At 56.5% G+C, this 17,238-nt stretch carries 16 protein-coding genes and 2 pseudogenes; 14 read left to right on the top strand and 4 right to left on the bottom strand.

Annotation, left to right across the window (positions count from 1 at the left end; translation table 11 throughout):
- Positions 1-40 precede the first annotated feature (40 nt).
- From I6E42_RS00475 to tet(W), 6 genes are all read left to right on the top strand, one after another.
- A complete protein-coding gene (locus tag I6E42_RS00475) occupies positions 41-229 on the top strand; it encodes a helix-turn-helix transcriptional regulator (protein ID WP_016412724.1) in 189 nt (62 codons plus the stop codon).
- Complete coding sequence (locus I6E42_RS00470; RefSeq protein WP_019541685.1) at positions 230-1,306, top strand: site-specific integrase; 1,077 nt, start codon at positions 230-232, stop codon at positions 1,304-1,306.
- Positions 1,306-1,626, top strand: coding sequence for a plasmid mobilization protein (locus I6E42_RS00465; protein ID WP_019541684.1), 321 nt, complete (start codon positions 1,306-1,308; stop codon positions 1,624-1,626). The genes I6E42_RS00470 and I6E42_RS00465 overlap by 1 nt, the downstream gene beginning before the upstream one ends.
- A 7-nt stretch (positions 1,627-1,633) precedes the next feature.
- Complete coding sequence (locus I6E42_RS00460; protein WP_031583915.1) at positions 1,634-2,788, top strand: helicase RepA family protein; 1,155 nt, start codon at positions 1,634-1,636, stop codon at positions 2,786-2,788.
- Between the two features lie 320 nt (positions 2,789-3,108).
- Complete coding sequence (locus I6E42_RS00455; protein WP_036376036.1) at positions 3,109-4,452, top strand: plasmid recombination protein; 1,344 nt, start codon at positions 3,109-3,111, stop codon at positions 4,450-4,452.
- 509 nt (positions 4,453-4,961) lie between these two features.
- Positions 4,962-6,881, top strand: a complete 1,920-nt coding sequence (tet(W), locus tag I6E42_RS00450) for a tetracycline resistance ribosomal protection protein Tet(W) (RefSeq protein ID WP_235369730.1) — start codon at positions 4,962-4,964, stop codon at positions 6,879-6,881.
- Positions 6,882-7,314: 433 nt separating this feature from the next.
- Here the strand turns inward: tet(W) and I6E42_RS00445 are convergent, their stop codons facing one another.
- The gene (locus I6E42_RS00445; protein WP_235369729.1) at positions 7,315-7,848 is read right to left on the bottom strand and encodes a helix-turn-helix domain-containing protein; all 534 of its coding nucleotides are present in this window, start codon (positions 7,846-7,848) and stop codon (positions 7,315-7,317) included.
- A gap of 191 nt (positions 7,849-8,039) precedes the next feature.
- On the opposite strand from I6E42_RS00445, the gene I6E42_RS00440 reads away from it, so the two are divergent.
- The 7 genes and pseudogenes from I6E42_RS00440 to I6E42_RS00410 all read left to right on the top strand — a co-directional run.
- Positions 8,040-8,240 carry a MerR family transcriptional regulator gene (locus I6E42_RS00440; RefSeq protein ID WP_033524007.1) on the top strand — a complete coding sequence of 67 codons (201 nt, stop codon included), beginning with the start codon at positions 8,040-8,042 and terminating at the stop codon, positions 8,238-8,240.
- Positions 8,241-8,243: 3 nt separating this feature from the next.
- Positions 8,244-9,320 (top strand): site-specific integrase, encoded by a 1,077-nt coding sequence (locus I6E42_RS00435; protein WP_235369728.1) that lies wholly within the window; start codon positions 8,244-8,246, stop codon positions 9,318-9,320.
- Positions 9,321-9,322: 2 nt separating this feature from the next.
- On the top strand, positions 9,323-9,643 hold the full coding sequence (locus tag I6E42_RS00430; RefSeq protein ID WP_154039263.1) for a plasmid mobilization protein: 321 nt from the start codon (positions 9,323-9,325) through the stop codon (positions 9,641-9,643).
- 7 nt (positions 9,644-9,650) lie between these two features.
- The gene (locus I6E42_RS00425) at positions 9,651-10,805 is read left to right on the top strand and encodes a helicase RepA family protein (RefSeq protein ID WP_235370036.1); all 1,155 of its coding nucleotides are present in this window, start codon (positions 9,651-9,653) and stop codon (positions 10,803-10,805) included.
- A 461-nt stretch (positions 10,806-11,266) separates the two neighbouring features.
- Positions 11,267-11,788 (top strand): annotated as a pseudogene (locus I6E42_RS00420) (plasmid recombination protein); the annotation flags it as partial.
- Positions 11,764-12,426 (top strand): AAA family ATPase, encoded by a 663-nt coding sequence (locus tag I6E42_RS00415; RefSeq protein WP_412761275.1) that lies wholly within the window; start codon positions 11,764-11,766, stop codon positions 12,424-12,426. The pseudogene I6E42_RS00420 and the gene I6E42_RS00415, both read left to right, overlap by 25 nt.
- A gap of 510 nt (positions 12,427-12,936) precedes the next feature.
- Positions 12,937-13,569, top strand: a pseudogene (locus tag I6E42_RS00410) (plasmid recombination protein); the annotation flags it as partial.
- 336 nt (positions 13,570-13,905) lie between these two features.
- On the opposite strand, the gene I6E42_RS00405 reads toward I6E42_RS00410, so the two are convergent.
- Positions 13,906-14,295 (bottom strand): metal-dependent transcriptional regulator, encoded by a 390-nt coding sequence (locus I6E42_RS00405; protein WP_235369727.1) that lies wholly within the window; start codon positions 14,293-14,295, stop codon positions 13,906-13,908.
- A 279-nt stretch (positions 14,296-14,574) separates the two neighbouring features.
- On the opposite strand from I6E42_RS00405, the gene I6E42_RS00400 reads away from it, so the two are divergent.
- Positions 14,575-15,357, top strand: coding sequence for a ZIP family metal transporter (locus I6E42_RS00400; RefSeq protein WP_235369726.1), 783 nt, complete (start codon positions 14,575-14,577; stop codon positions 15,355-15,357).
- 33 nt (positions 15,358-15,390) lie between these two features.
- Here the strand turns inward: I6E42_RS00400 and I6E42_RS00395 are convergent, their stop codons facing one another.
- Both I6E42_RS00395 and I6E42_RS00390 read right to left on the bottom strand, forming a co-directional pair.
- Entirely contained in the window at positions 15,391-16,167 is a 777-nt protein-coding gene (locus I6E42_RS00395) for an ABC transporter ATP-binding protein (RefSeq protein WP_235369725.1), read from the bottom strand.
- Positions 16,160-17,176, bottom strand: a complete 1,017-nt coding sequence (locus I6E42_RS00390) for a FecCD family ABC transporter permease (RefSeq protein WP_235369724.1) — start codon at positions 17,174-17,176, stop codon at positions 16,160-16,162. Before I6E42_RS00390 ends, I6E42_RS00395 begins: the two co-directional genes overlap by 8 nt.
- Positions 17,177-17,238: the final 62 nt, after the last annotated feature.

The raw sequence follows: 17,238 nt of genomic DNA, 5'->3' as shown, positions 1-17,238 counted from the left end.
TAAGCAAATAGCGTTAAATCAAAAGAAAGGAGGAATCCATATGGAGAACAGATTCATCCGGGCGGAAGAAGTTGCGGACGAGCTGGGTGTATCGAAGCCCTACGCCTATAAACTCATCCGGCAGCTCAACGAAGAATTGAAGGACAAGGGCTTCATCACCATCGCAGGGCGGGTCAACCGCCAGTATTTCAACGAACGGCTCTACGGGGCCAGAAAGGAAGGGAACTAAATGCCAGTCTTTAAGGACGAAGCAAGAGGAACATGGTACGTCATGGTGCGGTATCAGGACTGGACGGGGGAGCGCAAACAGAAGTGCAAGCGTGGCTTTGCCACCAAACGGGAGGCCCAGGAGTGGGAGCGCAGTTTCCAGATGCAGACCTCCGGCGACCTGGATATGACCTTTGAAGCCTTTACCGAGCTTTACACCAAGGATATGAAACCCCGGCTCAAGGAGAACACCTGGCTGACCAAGGAGAACATCATCCAGAAGAAAATTCTGCCCTACTTTGGCAAGCGGAAGATTAGCGAGATCACCACCAAGGACGTGATCGCATGGCAGAACGAGTTGCTGGCCTACCGGGACGAGAAGCGCAAGCCCTACTCGGCTACCTACCTCAAAACCCTGCACAACCAGCTTAGCGCCATCTTCAATCACGCTGTCCGCTTCTATGAGCTGCGCTCCAATCCCGCCGCCAAGGCTGGGAACATGGGGTCAGAGGAACGGAAGGAAATGCTGTTCTGGACGAAAGCGGAGTACCAGAAGTTTGCAGATGCCATGATGGACAAGCCCGTTTCCTACTACGCCTTTGAAATGCTCTACTGGTGTGGTATTCGGGAGGGGGAACTGCTGGCCCTGACCCCGGCAGACTTTGACTTTGAGGCCGGGACGGTGAAAATCAGCAAGTCCTATCAGCGGCTCCACGGCAAGGACGTCATTACCACGCCAAAGACGAAGAAAAGCAACCGCACCATTAAAATGCCCAACTTCCTCTGTGACGAGATGAAGGATTACCTGGGGATGCTCTACGGTATCAAGAAGAAGGAGCGCATTTTCACCATCACGAAAAGCTATCTCCACCATGAGATGGACAGAGGGGCGAAGTCGGCAGGGGTCAAGCGTATCAGAATCCACGACCTCCGGCATTCGCACATCTCACTTCTGATTGACATGGGCTTCTCCGCTGTGGCGATTGCTGACCGTGTGGGGCATGAGAGTATCGAGATCACCTATCGCTATGCCCACCTGTTTCCGTCCAAGCAGACGGAAATGGCAGACAAATTGGACTTTGAAAGGATGGGAGCGTAATGTCAGCTAAGAATTTGGACACTCACAACCGCTGGAGGAACAAGACCGTGGCCTTCCGGGTATCCCCGGAGGAAAACAAGCAGATTGACGCCGCTGTGCGGCTCTCTGGCCTGACGAAGCAGGACTACATCACCCGGCGGCTCTTAGACCGGGCCGTGGTGGTGCAGGGCAATCCCAGGGTCTACAAGGCCCTGCGTGACCAACTCGCCGCCGTCCTGGGGGAACTGCGGCGCATTGAGGCCGGGGGCGACGTGGGGGATGAACTTCTCGCCACCATTGACCTTATCTCAGTGACGCTGGGCGGCATGAAGGAGGATTGATAGATTGATGGATTCCAGAGAAACGAAAAGGACTGTCCCGGTTCCGTCTGTTGGCGCAGACGGGGAACAGCCCAATTCTCAAACAACTACCCAAAGTATAGCAGAGGAAACGGCTGAAAACAACCCCCAAGAGAAAGATTTAGAGGAAATGCTCCGGGATATGCGGCGCATGAACGACCCAGCCTACCTCCACACAGTTTCCATGAACGACCTTTACCAGAACATCTACCAGAGCAGACCGCCCGTAATAGACGGTCTGCTCTACCCTGGGACGTACCTCTTTGCGGGAGCGCCCAAGGTGGGCAAGTCGTTCCTGATGGCCCAGCTTGCCTACCATGTCAGCATGGGCCTCCCCCTGTGGGGCTACCCTGTCCACAAGGGGACTGTCCTCTATCTGGCGTTGGAGGACGACCACCGCCGCTTGCAGGGGCGGCTATACCGAATGTTCGGCACAGAGGGCACCGACAATCTGCTCTTTGCGGTCTACGCCAAACAGCTTGGCGTTGGCCTGGAGGAACAGCTAAAGAAGTTCGTCCGGGAACACCCGAACACCAAGCTGATTATCATTGACACCCTCCAGAAAATCCGGGAGGCTGGTGGGGATAAGTACAGCTACGCCAACGATTACGAGGTGGTGGGTAAGCTGAAACGCCTTGCCGATGATTGCGGCGTCTGCCTCCTGCTGGTACACCACACTCGAAAGCAACAGGCAGATGACAAATTCGATATGATCTCCGGCACCAACGGTCTGCTGGGAGCGGCGGACGGGGCCTTTCTTCTTCAAAAGGAGAAGCGGACAGACGGCAGCGCCGTTCTGGACGTGGCCGGGCGTGACCAGCAAGACCAGCGATTCTATCTTACCAGGGACAAGGAACGGCTGATATGGACGCTGGAGCGTACGGAAACGGAGGCATGGACAGAGCCGCCCGACCCGGTGCTGGAGGCCATAGCCGCCCTTGTGACGGCGGAGAAGCCGACCTGGGGTGGTACGGCCACCGAGCTGGTAGCGGCGCTCCAGACCGACATGAAGCCCAACGCCCTGGCGATGCGGCTAAACGTCCGGGCCGGGAAGCTGCTGATAGACTACCACATCCGCTATGAGAACAGCAGGAGCCACGCCGGGAGAAGTATCAGCCTGACGCTGGAACCGTCCCAGGCGTGACGACCGTGACGGCTGTGACGGCTTTTTTGAGAGTGGCGGCGGTGTCTGAAACATCGTCACGGTCGTCACGGCTGTCACGGGGAGCAGCAAAGTTTAGGCGGGGTGCAGGGTGCCCTTTTCAAAGGGCGGCCCTGCTGGGGGAGGCAACCGCAGTTGCCGGGGGCAAAGCCCCCACACCCCCTCGGAGAGCCCACGACACTTTGCAGACCGAAGGGATGAAAGTGTCATAGTGGGTTATTACACTTCCTGCAGGAAGTGCCTCCCCCGAACCCCCGTCCTCTTTCAACAACCCAACATCTGAAACAGGAGGATTTTTGCCTATGGCGAGAGGCGACGGTATTGACCGTACCAACGCAAGAAATATGAGGCTGACCGAAACCAAGATCGGTAACACCCAGCAGCACAACGAGCGTGAGAAGGATTCCTATGTCAATCAGGACATTGTACTGGAGCGGACGCCGCTCAATGTCCATTTCAAAACCCCGTCTGCCGGGTATCGGGAGATGTTTGCTCAAATGGAGGCCGACGGCGTGATCTCCACCCGTGGCATCAAGGAGGATGCCTTTCGATACGGTGAGTTGGTCTTTGATGTAAACTCCGCTTACTTCTACAATCACGGCGGGTATGACTTCGCAAAACAATTTTACACCGAAGCCTATAAAGCCGCAATCAAAATCGTGGGCGGAGAGCAGTATATTTTGTCGGCGGTCATGCACGCTGACGAGCGCAACCGGGCCATGTCCGAGGCGCTGGGGGAGGACGTGTACCACTACCACCTCCATGTGGTTTATATCCCGGTAGTGGAGAAGGAGATACGCTGGACAAAGCGGTGCAAGGACAAGTCCCTGGTGGGCAAGGTCAAGGAAACGATCATGCAGGTGAGCATGAGCAAGAAGTGGGCGTCCAAGCCCATTCTGGACGAAACTACCGGGGAGCCGTTACGCACAGCTAAGGGCAAACCCGTTCTACGAAAGTCGTACAGTGTCCTGCAAGATGATTTCTTTGAGCATATGCGCTCCGCTGGCTATGACGATGTAGAGCGTGGGGAACGTGGTAGTTCCGAAGAACATTTGACTGTTACGCAGTTCAAGACGGAGCGTGAGCAGGAACGGCTTGCACAGCTTCAAGAGGTGTCGGCGCTGGCCCAGGTTGAGGCCGACAAAAAGAATAAGGAGGCAGCATCAGCTGAGAAGAAAGCGGCCCAGGCCAGGGCTAAGCTGGACGATGTAGCGCCCTTGCTCAAGGGCATGGAGAAACTGGCGGCGGACTTCTCCGACGACCCGGAGCGGACGCTGCCGGAGGCGGGGCCGCTGGAATCGGCCAAGTCCTACCGGGAGAAAAAGGCCAAGCCCCTTTGGGAGAAGATCGTCAAGGTGCTGCGCTCCGTCTACCGGGCCTACTTCGACCTCAAGAGCAAGTTTGAGCGGTTGCAGAGCGCCTATGATCGTGAGGTCAGTAAGAACGGCTCCCTGTCAGCCAGGATTTATGAGGTTTGTGCCGAGAGGGACGGCTTGAAAGGGCAAGTCAGGGACTATGAGCGGGTCAGACGGGCCATTGGCCCGGAACAGGCGGACAGGATACTGGAGGCAGCTTACCAGCAGGAACAGGTCGAAAAGGAGCAGAAATGGGGTGCAAGGTCAAAAATAAGGGTAGGCGCACGATAATCACAAAAAATGGAGGTAATTTCATGGAAAAGTACATCTTTGACGAGGGCAACGGTCTGTGGTATGAGTTGCAGAGGGACTAACAATATTCGGGCGTGTGCGGCGGAAATCGTGGACACAGAAATTATTTGCGCATGAGGCCCCAAATCGGAGGGTGTCCCGGTGAATGCCCTCCTGATTTATTTGGGACAGCGGGTAAAAACTTCTTGCATTTTAGAGTGTGCTATGCTATACTGCTATTATCCTGATTTGAGGAGTCTATCAAATATGCGGCAAGGTATTCTTAAATAAAATTTGATAATGGGCGCAAAAATGATTGCCCCTTGCAGGGGCTTGGTTTTTGTACCCAATTTTAAGAATACTTTTGCCTTTTTAGTAAATATCGTGACGGACCGCGGCTTATGTAAGTCGTGTATGTTTCTGTGTATCCGAAGTCATGATCCCCAGCGGTAAAAGTATTAGCCGCTGGGGATTTTTGCGCCCATTCGGGCCTTGTATGGAGGATAGACATGAACATTATCAATATTGGAATTCTTGCCCATGTAGACGCTGGAAAGACGACCTTGACGGAGAGCCTGCTATATGCCAGCGGAGCCATTTCAGAACCGGGGAGCGTCGAAAAAGGGACAACGAGGACGGACACCATGTTTTTGGAGCGGCAGCGTGGGATTACCATTCAAGCGGCAGTCACTTCCTTCCAGTGGCACAGATGTAAAGTCAACATTGTGGATACGCCCGGCCACATGGATTTTTTGGCGGAGGTGTACCGCTCTTTGGCTGTTTTAGATGGGGCCATCTTGGTGATCTCCGCTAAAGATGGCGTGCAGGCCCAGACCCGTATTCTGTTCCATGCCCTGCGGAAAATGAACATTCCCACCGTTATCTTTATCAACAAGATCGACCAGGCTGGCGTTGATTTGCAGAGCGTGGTTCAGTCTGTTCGGGATAAGCTCTCCGCCGATATTATCATCAAGCAGACGGTGTCGCTGTCCCCGGAAATAGTCCTGGAGGAAAATACCGACATAGAAGCATGGGATGCGGTCATCGAAAATAACGATGAATTATTGGAAAAGTATATCGCAGGAGAACCAATCAGCCGGGAAAAACTTGTGCGGGAGGAACAGCGGCGGGTTCAAGACGCCTCCCTGTTCCCGGTCTATTATGGCAGCGCCAAAAAGGGCCTTGGCATTCAACCGTTGATGGATGCGGTGACAGGGCTGTTCCAACCGATTGGGGAACAGGGGAGCGCCGCCCTATGCGGCAGCGTTTTCAAGGTGGAGTATACAGATTGCGGCCAGCGGCGTGTCTATCTACGGCTATACAGCGGAACGCTGCGCCTGCGGGATACGGTGGCCCTGGCCGGGAGAGAAAAGCTGAAAATCACAGAGATGCGTATTCCATCCAAAGGGGAAATTGTTCGGACAGACACCGCTTATCCGGGTGAAATTGTTATCCTTCCCAGCGACAGCGTGAGGTTAAACGATGTATTAGGGGACCCAACCCGGCTCCCTCGTAAAAGGTGGCGTGAGGACCCCCTCCCCATGCTGCGGACGACGATTGCGCCGAAAACGGCAGCGCAAAGAGAACGGCTGCTGGACGCTCTTACGCAGATTGCGGATACTGACCCGCTTTTGCGCTACGAGGTGGATTCCATCACCCATGAGATCATTCTTTCTTTTTTGGGCCGGGTGCAGTTGGAGGTTGTTTCCGCTTTGCTGGCGGAAAAGTACAAGATTGAAACAGCGGTGAAGGAACCCACCGTCATTTATTTAGAGCGGCCGCTCAAAGCAGCCAGCCACACCATCCATATCGAGGTGCCGCCCAACCCGTTTTGGGCATCCATCGGACTGTCTGTTACACCACTCCCGCTTGGCTCCGGTGTACAATACGAGAGCCGGGTTTCGCTGGGATACTTGAACCAGAGTTTTCAAAACGCTGTCAGGGATGGTATCCGTTACGGGCTGGAGCAGGGCTTGTTCGGCTGGAACGTAACGGACTGTAAGATTTGCTTTGAATACGGGCTTTATTACAGTCCGGTCAGCACGCCGGCGGACTTCCGCTCATTGGCCCCGATTGTATTGGAACAGGCATTGAAGGAATCAGGGACGCAACTGCTGGAACCTTATCTCTCCTTCACCCTCTATGCGCCCCGGGAATATCTTTCCAGGGCTTATCATGATGCACCGAAATACTGTGCCACCATTGAAACGGCCCAGGTAAAAAAGGATGAAGTTGTCTTTACTGGCGAGATTCCCGTCCGCTGCATACAGGCATACCGTACTGATCTGGCCTTTTACACCAACGGGCAGAGCGTATGCCTTACAGAGCTAAAAGGGTATCAGGCCGCTGTCGGCCAGCCGGTCATCCAGCCCCGCCGTCCAAACAGCCGTTTGGATAAGGTGCGCCATATGTTCAGTAAGATTCCTTGATACGCCACAGCAAGGATGGTTATTGCATTTCCCTGCCTTTCGTGGTAAAATGTAGTTGTAAACCACCAGAGAAAACAACAACCCTGCTACCCCCCGTTATCACCACCGATAACAATTTGATAACAGCCCATCGTATAGGGCTGGATAATATGGACACATCAAATAATCAAAAAAATGAGGTATCAAATTTATGAAGCAAAATCCGTTAAATATGATGCCCAACAACGAGTGGGAATAACTGACAAAACCCGCAAAGCCTTGAAAACACTGGAGTCTTAAAGCGTAAACGGGGCATTTGATAGCAAATTGATAGCAGATACCAAAACCGAATTTACTTTGTTCACTCCCGTATAGCGGGTGGCTTGCGGGTAAATCCTCCATATCCTAAGAAAAAGGTCTTGCTGACTTTCACCAGTCGGCAAGACCTTTTTTGCTATTTGTCTTTTCTCTGTTTCTTCAATCCCTTTATCAGAGCATCGCTTAATTCCTTCGAGGGGACTTTGGCCCACCGCTGGGTGGTGTCATACTTGGGGTAGTTGTACCGCCAGCGGTCATAGTCCTCCTTGGTGATCTCCCCGGCCTCCAACTTCGCCGCCTGTTCCCGCCACGCAATCAAGATTTTGTTCAGCTCACTGGCTTGACGGCCTCCCTGGAAAATATCTGCTTGCAGGCAGGCACGTCCATCCACCTCTATCACTTTCAGACTGTAAATATCCTCCAAGGCGAACAGCGTATGGGCCAAACCTATGTAGTTGTCTATGTCCGGGACGCTCAACGCCTGGGGCGATACATCTAATGTATGCGCCAGGGCAGCGGTCAAGTCGGCCTTCGGCGTCCGGGTGCCTGTTTCGTACTGTGCCAGACGAACATCGGCGGAACGCTCTGGAAAGCCCACCGCCATACCAAGATACTTCTGTGTCATACCCCGGAGGGTGCGGAAAAAATGGATGCGCTCTCCTATTGCCATAAATGCCAACTCCTATCTGGTGGTTTCTGTCGAAAGTAGTATAACATATTCGCTTAGTAACAGTCAAGAGTATCTTAAACAAAAAAGTTAAAAATTATTCCGCAAGCCACTTGACAAAGCAAATTTGCTTAGTTATAATAGATTAAGCATAAAGGCTTAGTTTTCGAGCCGTGAAAGGAGGTGAGCGCACAATGGCAAGCACCATGTTCATGCGGGTGGACGAGGTAGCGGAGGAATTAGGGGTTTCTGTCCCCTATGCCTATAAGCTGATTCGTTCCATGAATGCGGAGTTGAAAAAGACGGGCTGTATTACCATTTCAGGCCGAATCGACCGCAAATTCTTCCACGAAAAATTTTATGGCACAAGGGGTCAGAGTGAAAGGAGTGATTAACCTATGGCAGCGTTTAAGAACAAGGCCAACGGCACTTGGTACGTCCAGTTCCGCTATACGGACTGGAAAGGAGAGCGCCAGCAGAAGTTAAAGCGTGGCTTTGCCACCAAAAAGGAGGCCCAGGCGTGGGAGCGGGAGTTCCTTATGCAGAAGCAGGCCGACGTAAATATGACCTTTGAGAGTTTCGCCCAGCTCTATGAGAAGGACATGAAGCCCAAGCTGAAGCTGAACACCTGGCTGACAAAAGAGAGTATCATCCAAAAGAAAATCCTGCCGTATTTTGGAAAGCGGAAGTTGTCGGAAATCACCGCCAAGGACGTGATGGATTGGCAGAACACAATCCGGGGGTTGACGGACGCCAAAGGAAAGCCCTATTCCCCTACCTATCTCAAAACCGTCCACAATCAGTTGAGCGCCCTCTTTAACCATGCTGTTCGCTATTATGGCCTCCAGGTCAATCCTGCGGCCAAGGCCGGGAACATGGGTGTGGAGGAACGGCGTGAAATGCTGTTCTGGACGAAGGATGAGTATCTGAAATTTGCCGACGCCATGATGGACAAACCCCTCTCCTACTATGCCTTTGAAATGCTCTACTGGTGCGGTATCCGGGAGGGGGAACTGCTGGCCCTCACCCCGTCTGACTTCGACTTTGAGGCGGGGACAGTGTCCATCAGCAAATCCTATCAGCGGCTCAAGGGCGAGGACGTGATCACCACCCCCAAGACGAAAAAAAGCAACCGTGTCATTAAGATGCCCAAATTCCTCTGTGGAGAGATGGAGGACTACTTAAAGATGTTTTACAGCGCCGGGGCGGATGAACGGATTTTCCCTGTCAGCAAACACTATCTCCACCATGAAATGGACAGGGGTGCGAAAGCGGCGGGAGTGAAGCGGATCAGGATTCACGACCTCCGACATTCGCACATTTCCCTGCTGATTGATATGGGCTTTACCGCCCTGGCAATCGCTGACCGGGTAGGGCATGAGAGTATCGACATTACCTACCGCTACGCCCACCTGTTTCCCACAAGGCAGACAGAAATGGCGGACAAGCTGGACTTTGAAAGGATGGGGACGTAACCATGTCGCTGAAAAACCGAGACAACAAAAACCGCTGGAGGAACAAGACCGTGGCCTTCCGGGTATCCCCGGAGGAAGATGAACAGATTGAGGCCGCTGTGCGGCTCTCCGGCCTGACAAAGCAGGACTACATCACAAGACGCCTCCTGTGTCGGGAAGTAGTGGTACAGGGTAATCCCAAGGTCTACAAGGCCCTGCGTGACCAGCTTGCCGCCGTTCTGGATGAACTGCGGCGGGTCGAGGACGGGGCTGGCGTGGACGACGAGCTGCTGGACACCATTCAGCTAATCGCCGCTATCATGGGCGGCATGAAGGAGGATTGATAGATTGATGGATTCCAAGGAAACGAAAAGGACTGTCCCGGTTCCGTCTGTTGGCGCAGACGGGGAACAGCCCATTTCACAAACACCTATCGCAAGTATAGCAGAGGAAACGACAGAAAACAATCCCCCTGAAAAAAATTATGCGGAACTGCTGCGGAAAATGCAGCGCATGAACGACCCGGCATACCTCCCCACGATTTCCATGAATGAGTTGTACGAGAACGTCTATCAGAGCAGACCGCCCGTCATTGACGGTCTGCTCTATCCGGGGACGTACCTCTTTGCGGGAGCACCCAAGGTGGGCAAGTCGTTCCTGATGGCCCAGCTTGCCTACCACGTCAGCATGGGCCTCCCCCTGTGGGACTATCCCGTTCACAAGGGGACTGTCCTCTATCTGGCGCTGGAGGACGATCACCGCCGCTTGCAGGAGCGGCTTTACCGGATGTTCGGCATGGAGGGCACCAACGACCTTCTCTTTTCCATCTGCGCCAAGCAGGTCGGCAGCGGGCTGGAGGAGCAGCTAAAGCGGTTCGTGCAGGAACACCCCGACACCAAGCTGATTATCATTGACACCCTCCAGAAAATCCGGGAGGCTGGCGGGGATAAGTACAGCTACGCCAACGATTATGAGGTGGTGGGAAAGCTGAAACGCCTCGCTGACGCTTGCGGCGTTTGTCTCCTGCTGGTACATCACACTCGGAAACAGCAGGCCGATGACAAGTTTGATATGATCTCCGGCACCAACGGCCTGTCGGGTGCGGCGGACGGGGCCTTTCTTCTTCAGAAGGAGAAGCGGACGGACGACACCGCCACCCTGGATGTGGTAGGACGTGACCAGCAAGACCAGCGGCTCTATCTCACCAAGGACAAGGAACACCTGACATGGACACTGGAGCGGATGGAAACGGAGTTATGGGTAGAACCACCCGACCCGGTGCTGGAGGCCGTAGCCGCCTTTATCACGGCGGAGAGGCCGTCCTGGGGCGGTACAGCCACGGAGTTGGCAGCGGTCCTGCAAGTGGATATGAAGCCTAACGCCTTGGCTATGCGGCTGAATGTCCGGGCTGGGAAACTGGCAACGGAGTATCATATCCGTTATGAGAACACCCGTACCCACGCCGGGAGAAGCATCAGCCTGACGCTGGAGCCTCCCCAGGCGTGACGACCGTGACGGCTGTGACGGCTTTTTTGAGAGCGGGGGCGGTGTCTAAAACATCGTCACGGTCGTCACGGCTGTCACGGGGAGCGGGGTCAAATGTCAAGGGGGCATACCTGCGGGTGGAGATTGCCGCAAGGCAATACAACCCGAACCCCTTGACATTTGGCCCACGGAGGACACTTGCCGGGTGGTGGAAAGGCTGTGCCTTTCCACCTGCCCAACGGCGAGTGGCAAAGTTTAGGCGGGGTGCAGGGTGCCCTTTTCAAAGGGCGGCCCTGCTGGGGGAGGCAACCGCAGTTGCCGGGGGCAAAGCCCCCGCACCCCCTCGGGAGAGCCCACGGCACTTTCGCACCAACGGGGCGAAAGTGCCATAGTGGGTTATTACACTTCCCGCAGGAAGTGCCTCCCCCGGACCCCCGTCCATTTTCAACAACCCAACGTCTGAAACAGGAGGATTTTTGCCTATGGCGAGAGGCGACGGCATTGACCGCACCAACGCAAGAAATATGAGGCTGACCGCTGCTAAAATCGGCAACACCCAGCAGCACAACGAACGCGAGAAGGATTCCTATGTCAACCAGGACATTGTACCAGAGCGGACGTCGCTCAATGTCCATTTCAAGGCCCCATCCGCAGGGTATCAGGAGATGTTCTCCCAAATGGAGGCCAATGGTGTAATCTCCACCCGTGGCATTAAGGCGGACGCATTTCGATACGGTGAGCTGGTCTTTGATGTCAACTCCGCCTACTTCTACAATCATGGCGGCTATGACTTCGCAAAACAATTTTACACCGACGCTTACAAAGCCGCAATGAAAATCGTAGGCGGAGAGCAGTATATTTTGTCGGCGGTCATGCATGCCGACGAGCGCAACCGGGCCATGTCCGAGGCGCTGGGGGAGGACGTGTACCACTACCACCTCCATGTGGTCTATATCCCGGTGGTGGAGAAGGAGATACGATGGACAAAGCGGTGCAAGGACAAAAGAAGTTCGTCCGGGAACACCCGGACACCAAGCTGATTATCATTGACACCCTCCAGAAAATCCGAGAGGCTGGCGGGGATAAGTACAGCTACGCCAACGATTACGAGGTGGTGGGGAAACTGAAACGATTTGCCGATGATTGCGGCGTCTGCCTCCTGCTGGTACATCACACCCGGAAACAACAGGCCGATGATAAGTTCGATATGATCTCCGGCACCAACGGACTGGCGGGAGCAGCGGACGGAGCCTTTCTTCTTCAAAAGGAGAAGCGGACGGACGGCAACGCCGTTCTGGACGTGGCCGGGCGTGACCAGCAAGACCAGCGATTCTATCTTACCAAGGACAAGGAACGGCTGATATGGACGCTGGAGCGTACGGAAACGGAGGCATGGACAGAGCCGCCCGACCCGGTGCTGGAGGCCGTAGCCGCCCTTGTAACAGCGGAAAGCCCCTCTTGGGCAGGGACGGCCACAGAACTGGCGGCGGCGCTCCAGACTGACATGAAGCCCAATGCCCTGGCAATGCGGCTGAATGTCCGGGCCGGGAAGCTGCTGACAGACTACCACATCCGCTATGAGAACAGCAGGAGCCACGCCGGGAGAAGTATCAGCCTGACGCTGGAACCGCCCCAGGCGTGACGACCGTGACGGCTTTTTTGAGGGCGGGGGCGGTGTCTGAAACATCGTCACAGTCGTCACGGCTGTCACAGGGAGCGGCCCCAGACGTTTCCCACCCCCACCGCAACCCAGCGAAGCGGTTGCGGTGGGGAGAGGAGGGGCAAGGGAGCGGAGTGAGGGATGGACACAAGGCCGTCCCGAATGGAGCGGACTTTGACCCGACGAGGTGCAGGGTGCCCTTTTCTGCGAAGTATACCCTGCGGGTAAAAGGGCGGCCCTGCTGGGGGAGGCAACCGCACACCGAGCCGCAGCGAGGCGTTTCGGAGGCCAACCGCCGCTTGCGGCGGCTCTTAGGCCGGAGATGTTGCCGGGGACAAAGCCCCCACACCCCCTCGGAGAGCCCACGACACTTTGCAGCCCGAAGGGATGAAAGTGTCATAGTGGGTTATTACACTTCCCGCAGGAAGTGCCTCCCCTGAACTTCCGTCCTCGATCAACAACCCAACATCTGAAACAGGAGGATTTTTGCCTATGGCGAGAGGCGACGGTATTGACCGTATCAACGCAAGAAATATGAGGCTGACCGAAACCAAGATCGGCAACACCCAGCAGCACAATGAGCGTGAGAAAGATTCCTATGTCAACCAAGACATTGTATTAGAGCGGACGCCGCTCAATGTCCATTTCAAAACCCCGTCCGCTGGGTATCGGGAGATATTTGCTCAAATGGAGGCTGATGGCGTGATTTCCACCCGTGGTATCAAGGAGGACGCCTTTCGATACAGTGAGCTGGTCTTTGACGTAAACTCCGCTTACTTCTACAATCACGGCGGGTATGACTTCGCAAAACAATTTTACACCGAAGCCTATAAAGCCGCAATCAAAATCGTGGGTGGAGAGCAGTATATTTTGTCGGCGGTCATGCACGCCGACGAGCGCAACCGGGCCATGTCCGAGGCGCTGGGGGAGGACGTGTACCACTACCACCTCCATGTGGTCTATATCCCGGTGGTGGAGAAGGAGATACGCTGGACAAAGCGGTGTAAGGACAAGTCCCTGGTGGGAAAGGTCAAGGAAACGATCATGCAGGTGAGCATGAGTAAGAAGTGGGCGTCCAAGTCCATTCTGGACGAAGCTACCGGAGAACCGCTATGCACAGCTAAGCCCTGCTTTCCTGCCGCGTCAAATGCCCTTGCCCTCCCCGGCGGCAACGGTATTTTCAGGGCAACGCCGACAGAGCGTATAACACACTACACTTTGCTCCGCAAAGTCGTGTGCCAAATGGGGCGCTGCCCCCTTTGGAAACCCCCGCAACAAACAGGTGCTATGCACCCAGCCGGGAGCATAGCGCCGTTTGTTGTCAGCAGCCCGTTTCACGGTCTGCGTGTAGTTCCTTGTAAACTGACCTAAGGATAAATATAACAAACCTCCCCGTTTTCCAGACCAGTGCAGCGGCTGCATGGCTGGAAAATGAGGAGGTTTTGTTCTGGAAAGGCACCGTCACAAGCTGACTTGGGAGGCCGCCTGCTGCCGGAGGGTGAGCGCCTTGATTTTTTCGTAGCTCTCATCGCTGATGTCGTGTTCGATCTTGCAGGCGTCCGCTGACGCGTTTTCCGGGGAGACGCCCAGTTGGAGCAGAAACTGCGTCAGAAGCTGGTGCCGGTCATAGATCCGGGAGGCGATCTCCTGGCCCGGCGGCAGCAGGGTAATGTAGCCGTCGGCGTCCATCTCGATATATCCGTTTTCCCGCAGCCGCTTCATAGCCACGCTGACACTGGGCTTGGAGTAGTCCAGATCGTGCACGATGTCGATGGAGCGGACCATGCCGTTTTTCAGTTTGAGCATCAAAATGCGTTCTAAGTAGTCCTCGGCCGATTCGTGGATCTTCATCCATGGACGCCTCCTTGTCACAACGGGTTTGCTTTAGGCTATCATAAAGCAGACGAATTTGCAAGACTGGGGTTGACTCACGGCTCCAAACATTGGGGTTCAGCCGCGGCCGGGCGCTGTCAGCGGCACCCCCGTGGGAAGCCGGGAGGAGGCAGCGGCGTTCCTGGCGGAGCGGGCGGAGATACCGCTTGAAAACAGGGGAGGGGTATGCTATTTTATACTGGAACGGCCGTGAACGTGCCGTTCGCATACATAACATTGGCATAGGAGGACGGTAAAATGCCGGCAGAAGTGATATTGGGCCTCCTGATCCCGTTTCTGGGTACGGGCCTGGGCGCTGCGTGCGTCTTCTTTATGAAACATACCATGAGCGGCACCCTGCAGCGGATCCTCACAGGTTTTGCGGCTGGGGTCATGGTGGCGGCGGCAGTCTGGAGTCTGCTGATCCCGTCTATTGAACAGGCGGAACACATGGGAAGCTGGTCGTTCCTCCCGGCGGTGGCAGGGTTCTGGCTGGGGATCTTGTTCTTGCTGCTGCTGGACCATGTGATCCCCCATCTGCATCTGGGCAGCCAGGAGGCCGAGGGTCCGAAAACAAAGCTGCAAAAAACGACCATGCTCGTCCTGGCCGTTGCCCTGCATAATATTCCGGAGGGCATGGCTGTGGGCGTGGTTTACGCGGGTTATCTCACCGGGAACGCGAACATCAGCGCCACCGGAGCCTTAGCGCTGGCGCTGGGAATCGCGATCCAGAACTTCCCGGAGGGCGCGATCATCTCCATGCCCCTGAGAGCAGAGGGGGCGGGAAAGGGGAGAGCCTTCACCTATGGGCTGCTTTCGGGAGCGGTGGAGCCCCTCGGAGCCATGTTTACCATCGCCGCGTCGGGGATCATCGTCCCCGCGCTGCCCTATCTGCTCAGCTTCGCCGCGGGAGCCATGGTCTATGTGGTCGTGGAGGAACTGATCCCCGAGATGTCACAGGGAAGTCATTCCAACATCGGTACTGTGTTTTTCGCCGTGGGCTTCAGCGTCATGATGGTGCTGGATGTGGCGCTGGGGTAATGGCCGCACCTCGCGTGCCGGGGCAGGGAACTGTCAAATACCGGATTCCGGTGTGAACACGTAGGAGAAGCTGCCAGAGGAGAGGCGCACTTGTTCCGCGCGGACAGAGAATACCCGGTCCAGGGCGCCGGAACGGAAGACCTCCTCCGGGGGAGCGGTCATGACCACCTGCCCCGTTCCGTCCATCAGGCATACCCGGTCTGACAGGGTCAGGGCGTCGGATAAGTCGTGCAGGGTCATCACCACCGTTTTTCCGCTGCGGTTGAGTGTTTTGGCCAGATCCATGACGGCCAGCCGGCTGCCCACATCCAAATAGGTGGCCGGCTCGTCCCAGAGCAGTACCGGGGTGTCCTGGGCCACTGTCATGGCCAGATACACCCGCTGCCGCTGGCCGCCGGACAGCTGCCGCAGCTTCTTGTGCCGCCAGCCGGATACGCCGGTGATCTCCATGGCCCGGTCCACCTGCTCCCGGTCGTGGGCGGTCATCTGGCGGGAAAAGCCCAGATAGGGGAAGCGGCCATGGCCCACCAGCGCGCCCACGGTGATGTCCGGGGTCTCCCGAAGCTGGGGCAGATAGGCGCGGAGCCGGGCCAGGTCCCGCTCCGTCATCTCGCGGACATCACGGCCCTCCGCACAGACGGTTCCCGCCTGCGGGGGAAGCAGCCCGGCCATGGTCCGCAGGAGGGTGGTTTTCCCGCAGCCGTTGGGACCGATGAGGGAGAGCAGCTCGCCATCCCGGACGGTCAGGTCGATGTGCCGGGAAACAGCGGTCCCGGCGTAGCCGGTCCCCAGTCCGATACACTCAATCATGGAGCTTGCCTCCTCTCCGGTGAAACAGCAGGACCACGAAGCAGATGCCGCCCACCAGGGACAGGACCACGCCCACAGGCAGCTCATAGGGGGCGAACACCACCCGGCCCAGCAGGTCGCAGAGCAGGACGCTGGCCGCGCCCAGCAGCGCGGAGCCGGACACCACCATCCTGTTGTCTGATCCCAGGAGGATCCGCGCGGCGTGGGGGACCAGCAGGCCCACGAAGCCGATCAGCCCCGCGAAGCTCACGGAAGCGCCCGCCAGCACCGCCGCCGTCAGGATCAGCAGCAGGCGGCACCGCTCCACCTTCAGCCCCAGAGAGCGGGCCATCTCCTCCCCGAGGGCCAGAACGTTCATCTCACCGCTCAGGAGGAGGGCGGCGGCCAGACCGGCCGCCAGGTAGGGCAGGGCCGCCCACAGCTTGCCCATGGTGACGCCGTTGAGGGTGCCCACGGAAAAGCTGTTGTAGGCCGCCAGAATATCGGGAAACAGGTAGCGCAGGCAGGCGGAAGCGGCGTTGACCACGCTGGTCACAGCCACGCCCGCCAGGATTAGCGTCATCCGGGAGGCGCCTGTCCACCGGGCCACCCCGTAGATCAGCAGGGAGCAGGCCAGGGCACCGGCGAAAGCCGCCGCCGGGAGCAGGTTCATTGCCCGGGGGAACAGGGCCATCACCACCAGGGAGGCGAAACCGGCTCCGGCGTTGACGCCGATGATGTTGGGGCCGGCCAGGGAGTTGTTCAGCACCACCTGGAGCACCGAACCCGCCACCGCCAGACCGCAGCCGCACAGGATCCCCCCCAAGGTCCGGGGAAGGCGCACATAGAGGAAGATGCGAAGGCTGGTGTCCTCCCAATCCTGGGCCAGTGCGGCGCGGACCACTTGGACGGGAGACAACCGGGTGGACCCCAACAGCAGGGACAGGGCCACCAACACCAGCAGTACAGCAGCCAGTCCGGCCAGCCGGACCGGTATGTTCCGGTTATCCTGTTTGATCCCGCGTTCCATGGCTGCACACCTCTTTTCCGGTTGTCATGTCCGTCTTCTGTTCCTGGGTGGGGGAACGTACG

Origin of the sequence: Pseudoflavonifractor phocaeensis (genome assembly GCF_021531815.1) — a bacterium.
In the GTDB taxonomy this organism is placed as follows: Bacteria; Bacillota; Clostridia; order Oscillospirales; family Oscillospiraceae; genus Lawsonibacter; species Lawsonibacter phocaeensis_A.
This window is presented reverse-complemented; position numbering and strand designations above follow the sequence as displayed.

What these genes read in the sequence shown, in the direction of transcription:
- I6E42_RS00475 (WP_016412724.1), top strand. Translation starts at nt 41, where the DNA reads ATGGAGAACAGATTCATCCGGGCGGAAGAAGTTGCGGACGAGCTGGGT.
- I6E42_RS00470 (WP_019541685.1), top strand. Translation starts at nt 230, where the DNA reads ATGCCAGTCTTTAAGGACGAAGCAAGAGGAACATGGTACGTCATGGTG.
- I6E42_RS00465 (WP_019541684.1), top strand. Translation starts at nt 1,306, where the DNA reads ATGTCAGCTAAGAATTTGGACACTCACAACCGCTGGAGGAACAAGACC.
- I6E42_RS00460 (WP_031583915.1), top strand. Translation starts at nt 1,634, where the DNA reads ATGGATTCCAGAGAAACGAAAAGGACTGTCCCGGTTCCGTCTGTTGGC.
- I6E42_RS00455 (WP_036376036.1), top strand. Translation starts at nt 3,109, where the DNA reads ATGGCGAGAGGCGACGGTATTGACCGTACCAACGCAAGAAATATGAGG.
- I6E42_RS00445 (WP_235369729.1), bottom strand. Translation starts at nt 7,848, where the DNA reads ATGGCAATAGGAGAGCGCATCCATTTTTTCCGCACCCTCCGGGGTATG.
- I6E42_RS00440 (WP_033524007.1), top strand. Translation starts at nt 8,040, where the DNA reads ATGGCAAGCACCATGTTCATGCGGGTGGACGAGGTAGCGGAGGAATTA.
- I6E42_RS00435 (WP_235369728.1), top strand. Translation starts at nt 8,244, where the DNA reads ATGGCAGCGTTTAAGAACAAGGCCAACGGCACTTGGTACGTCCAGTTC.
- I6E42_RS00430 (WP_154039263.1), top strand. Translation starts at nt 9,323, where the DNA reads ATGTCGCTGAAAAACCGAGACAACAAAAACCGCTGGAGGAACAAGACC.
- I6E42_RS00425 (WP_235370036.1), top strand. Translation starts at nt 9,651, where the DNA reads ATGGATTCCAAGGAAACGAAAAGGACTGTCCCGGTTCCGTCTGTTGGC.
- I6E42_RS00415 (WP_412761275.1), top strand. Translation starts at nt 11,764, where the DNA reads ATGGACAAAGCGGTGCAAGGACAAAAGAAGTTCGTCCGGGAACACCCG.
- I6E42_RS00405 (WP_235369727.1), bottom strand. Translation starts at nt 14,295, where the DNA reads ATGAAGATCCACGAATCGGCCGAGGACTACTTAGAACGCATTTTGATG.
- I6E42_RS00400 (WP_235369726.1), top strand. Translation starts at nt 14,575, where the DNA reads ATGCCGGCAGAAGTGATATTGGGCCTCCTGATCCCGTTTCTGGGTACG.
- I6E42_RS00395 (WP_235369725.1), bottom strand. Translation starts at nt 16,167, where the DNA reads ATGATTGAGTGTATCGGACTGGGGACCGGCTACGCCGGGACCGCTGTT.
- I6E42_RS00390 (WP_235369724.1), bottom strand. Translation starts at nt 17,176, where the DNA reads ATGGAACGCGGGATCAAACAGGATAACCGGAACATACCGGTCCGGCTG.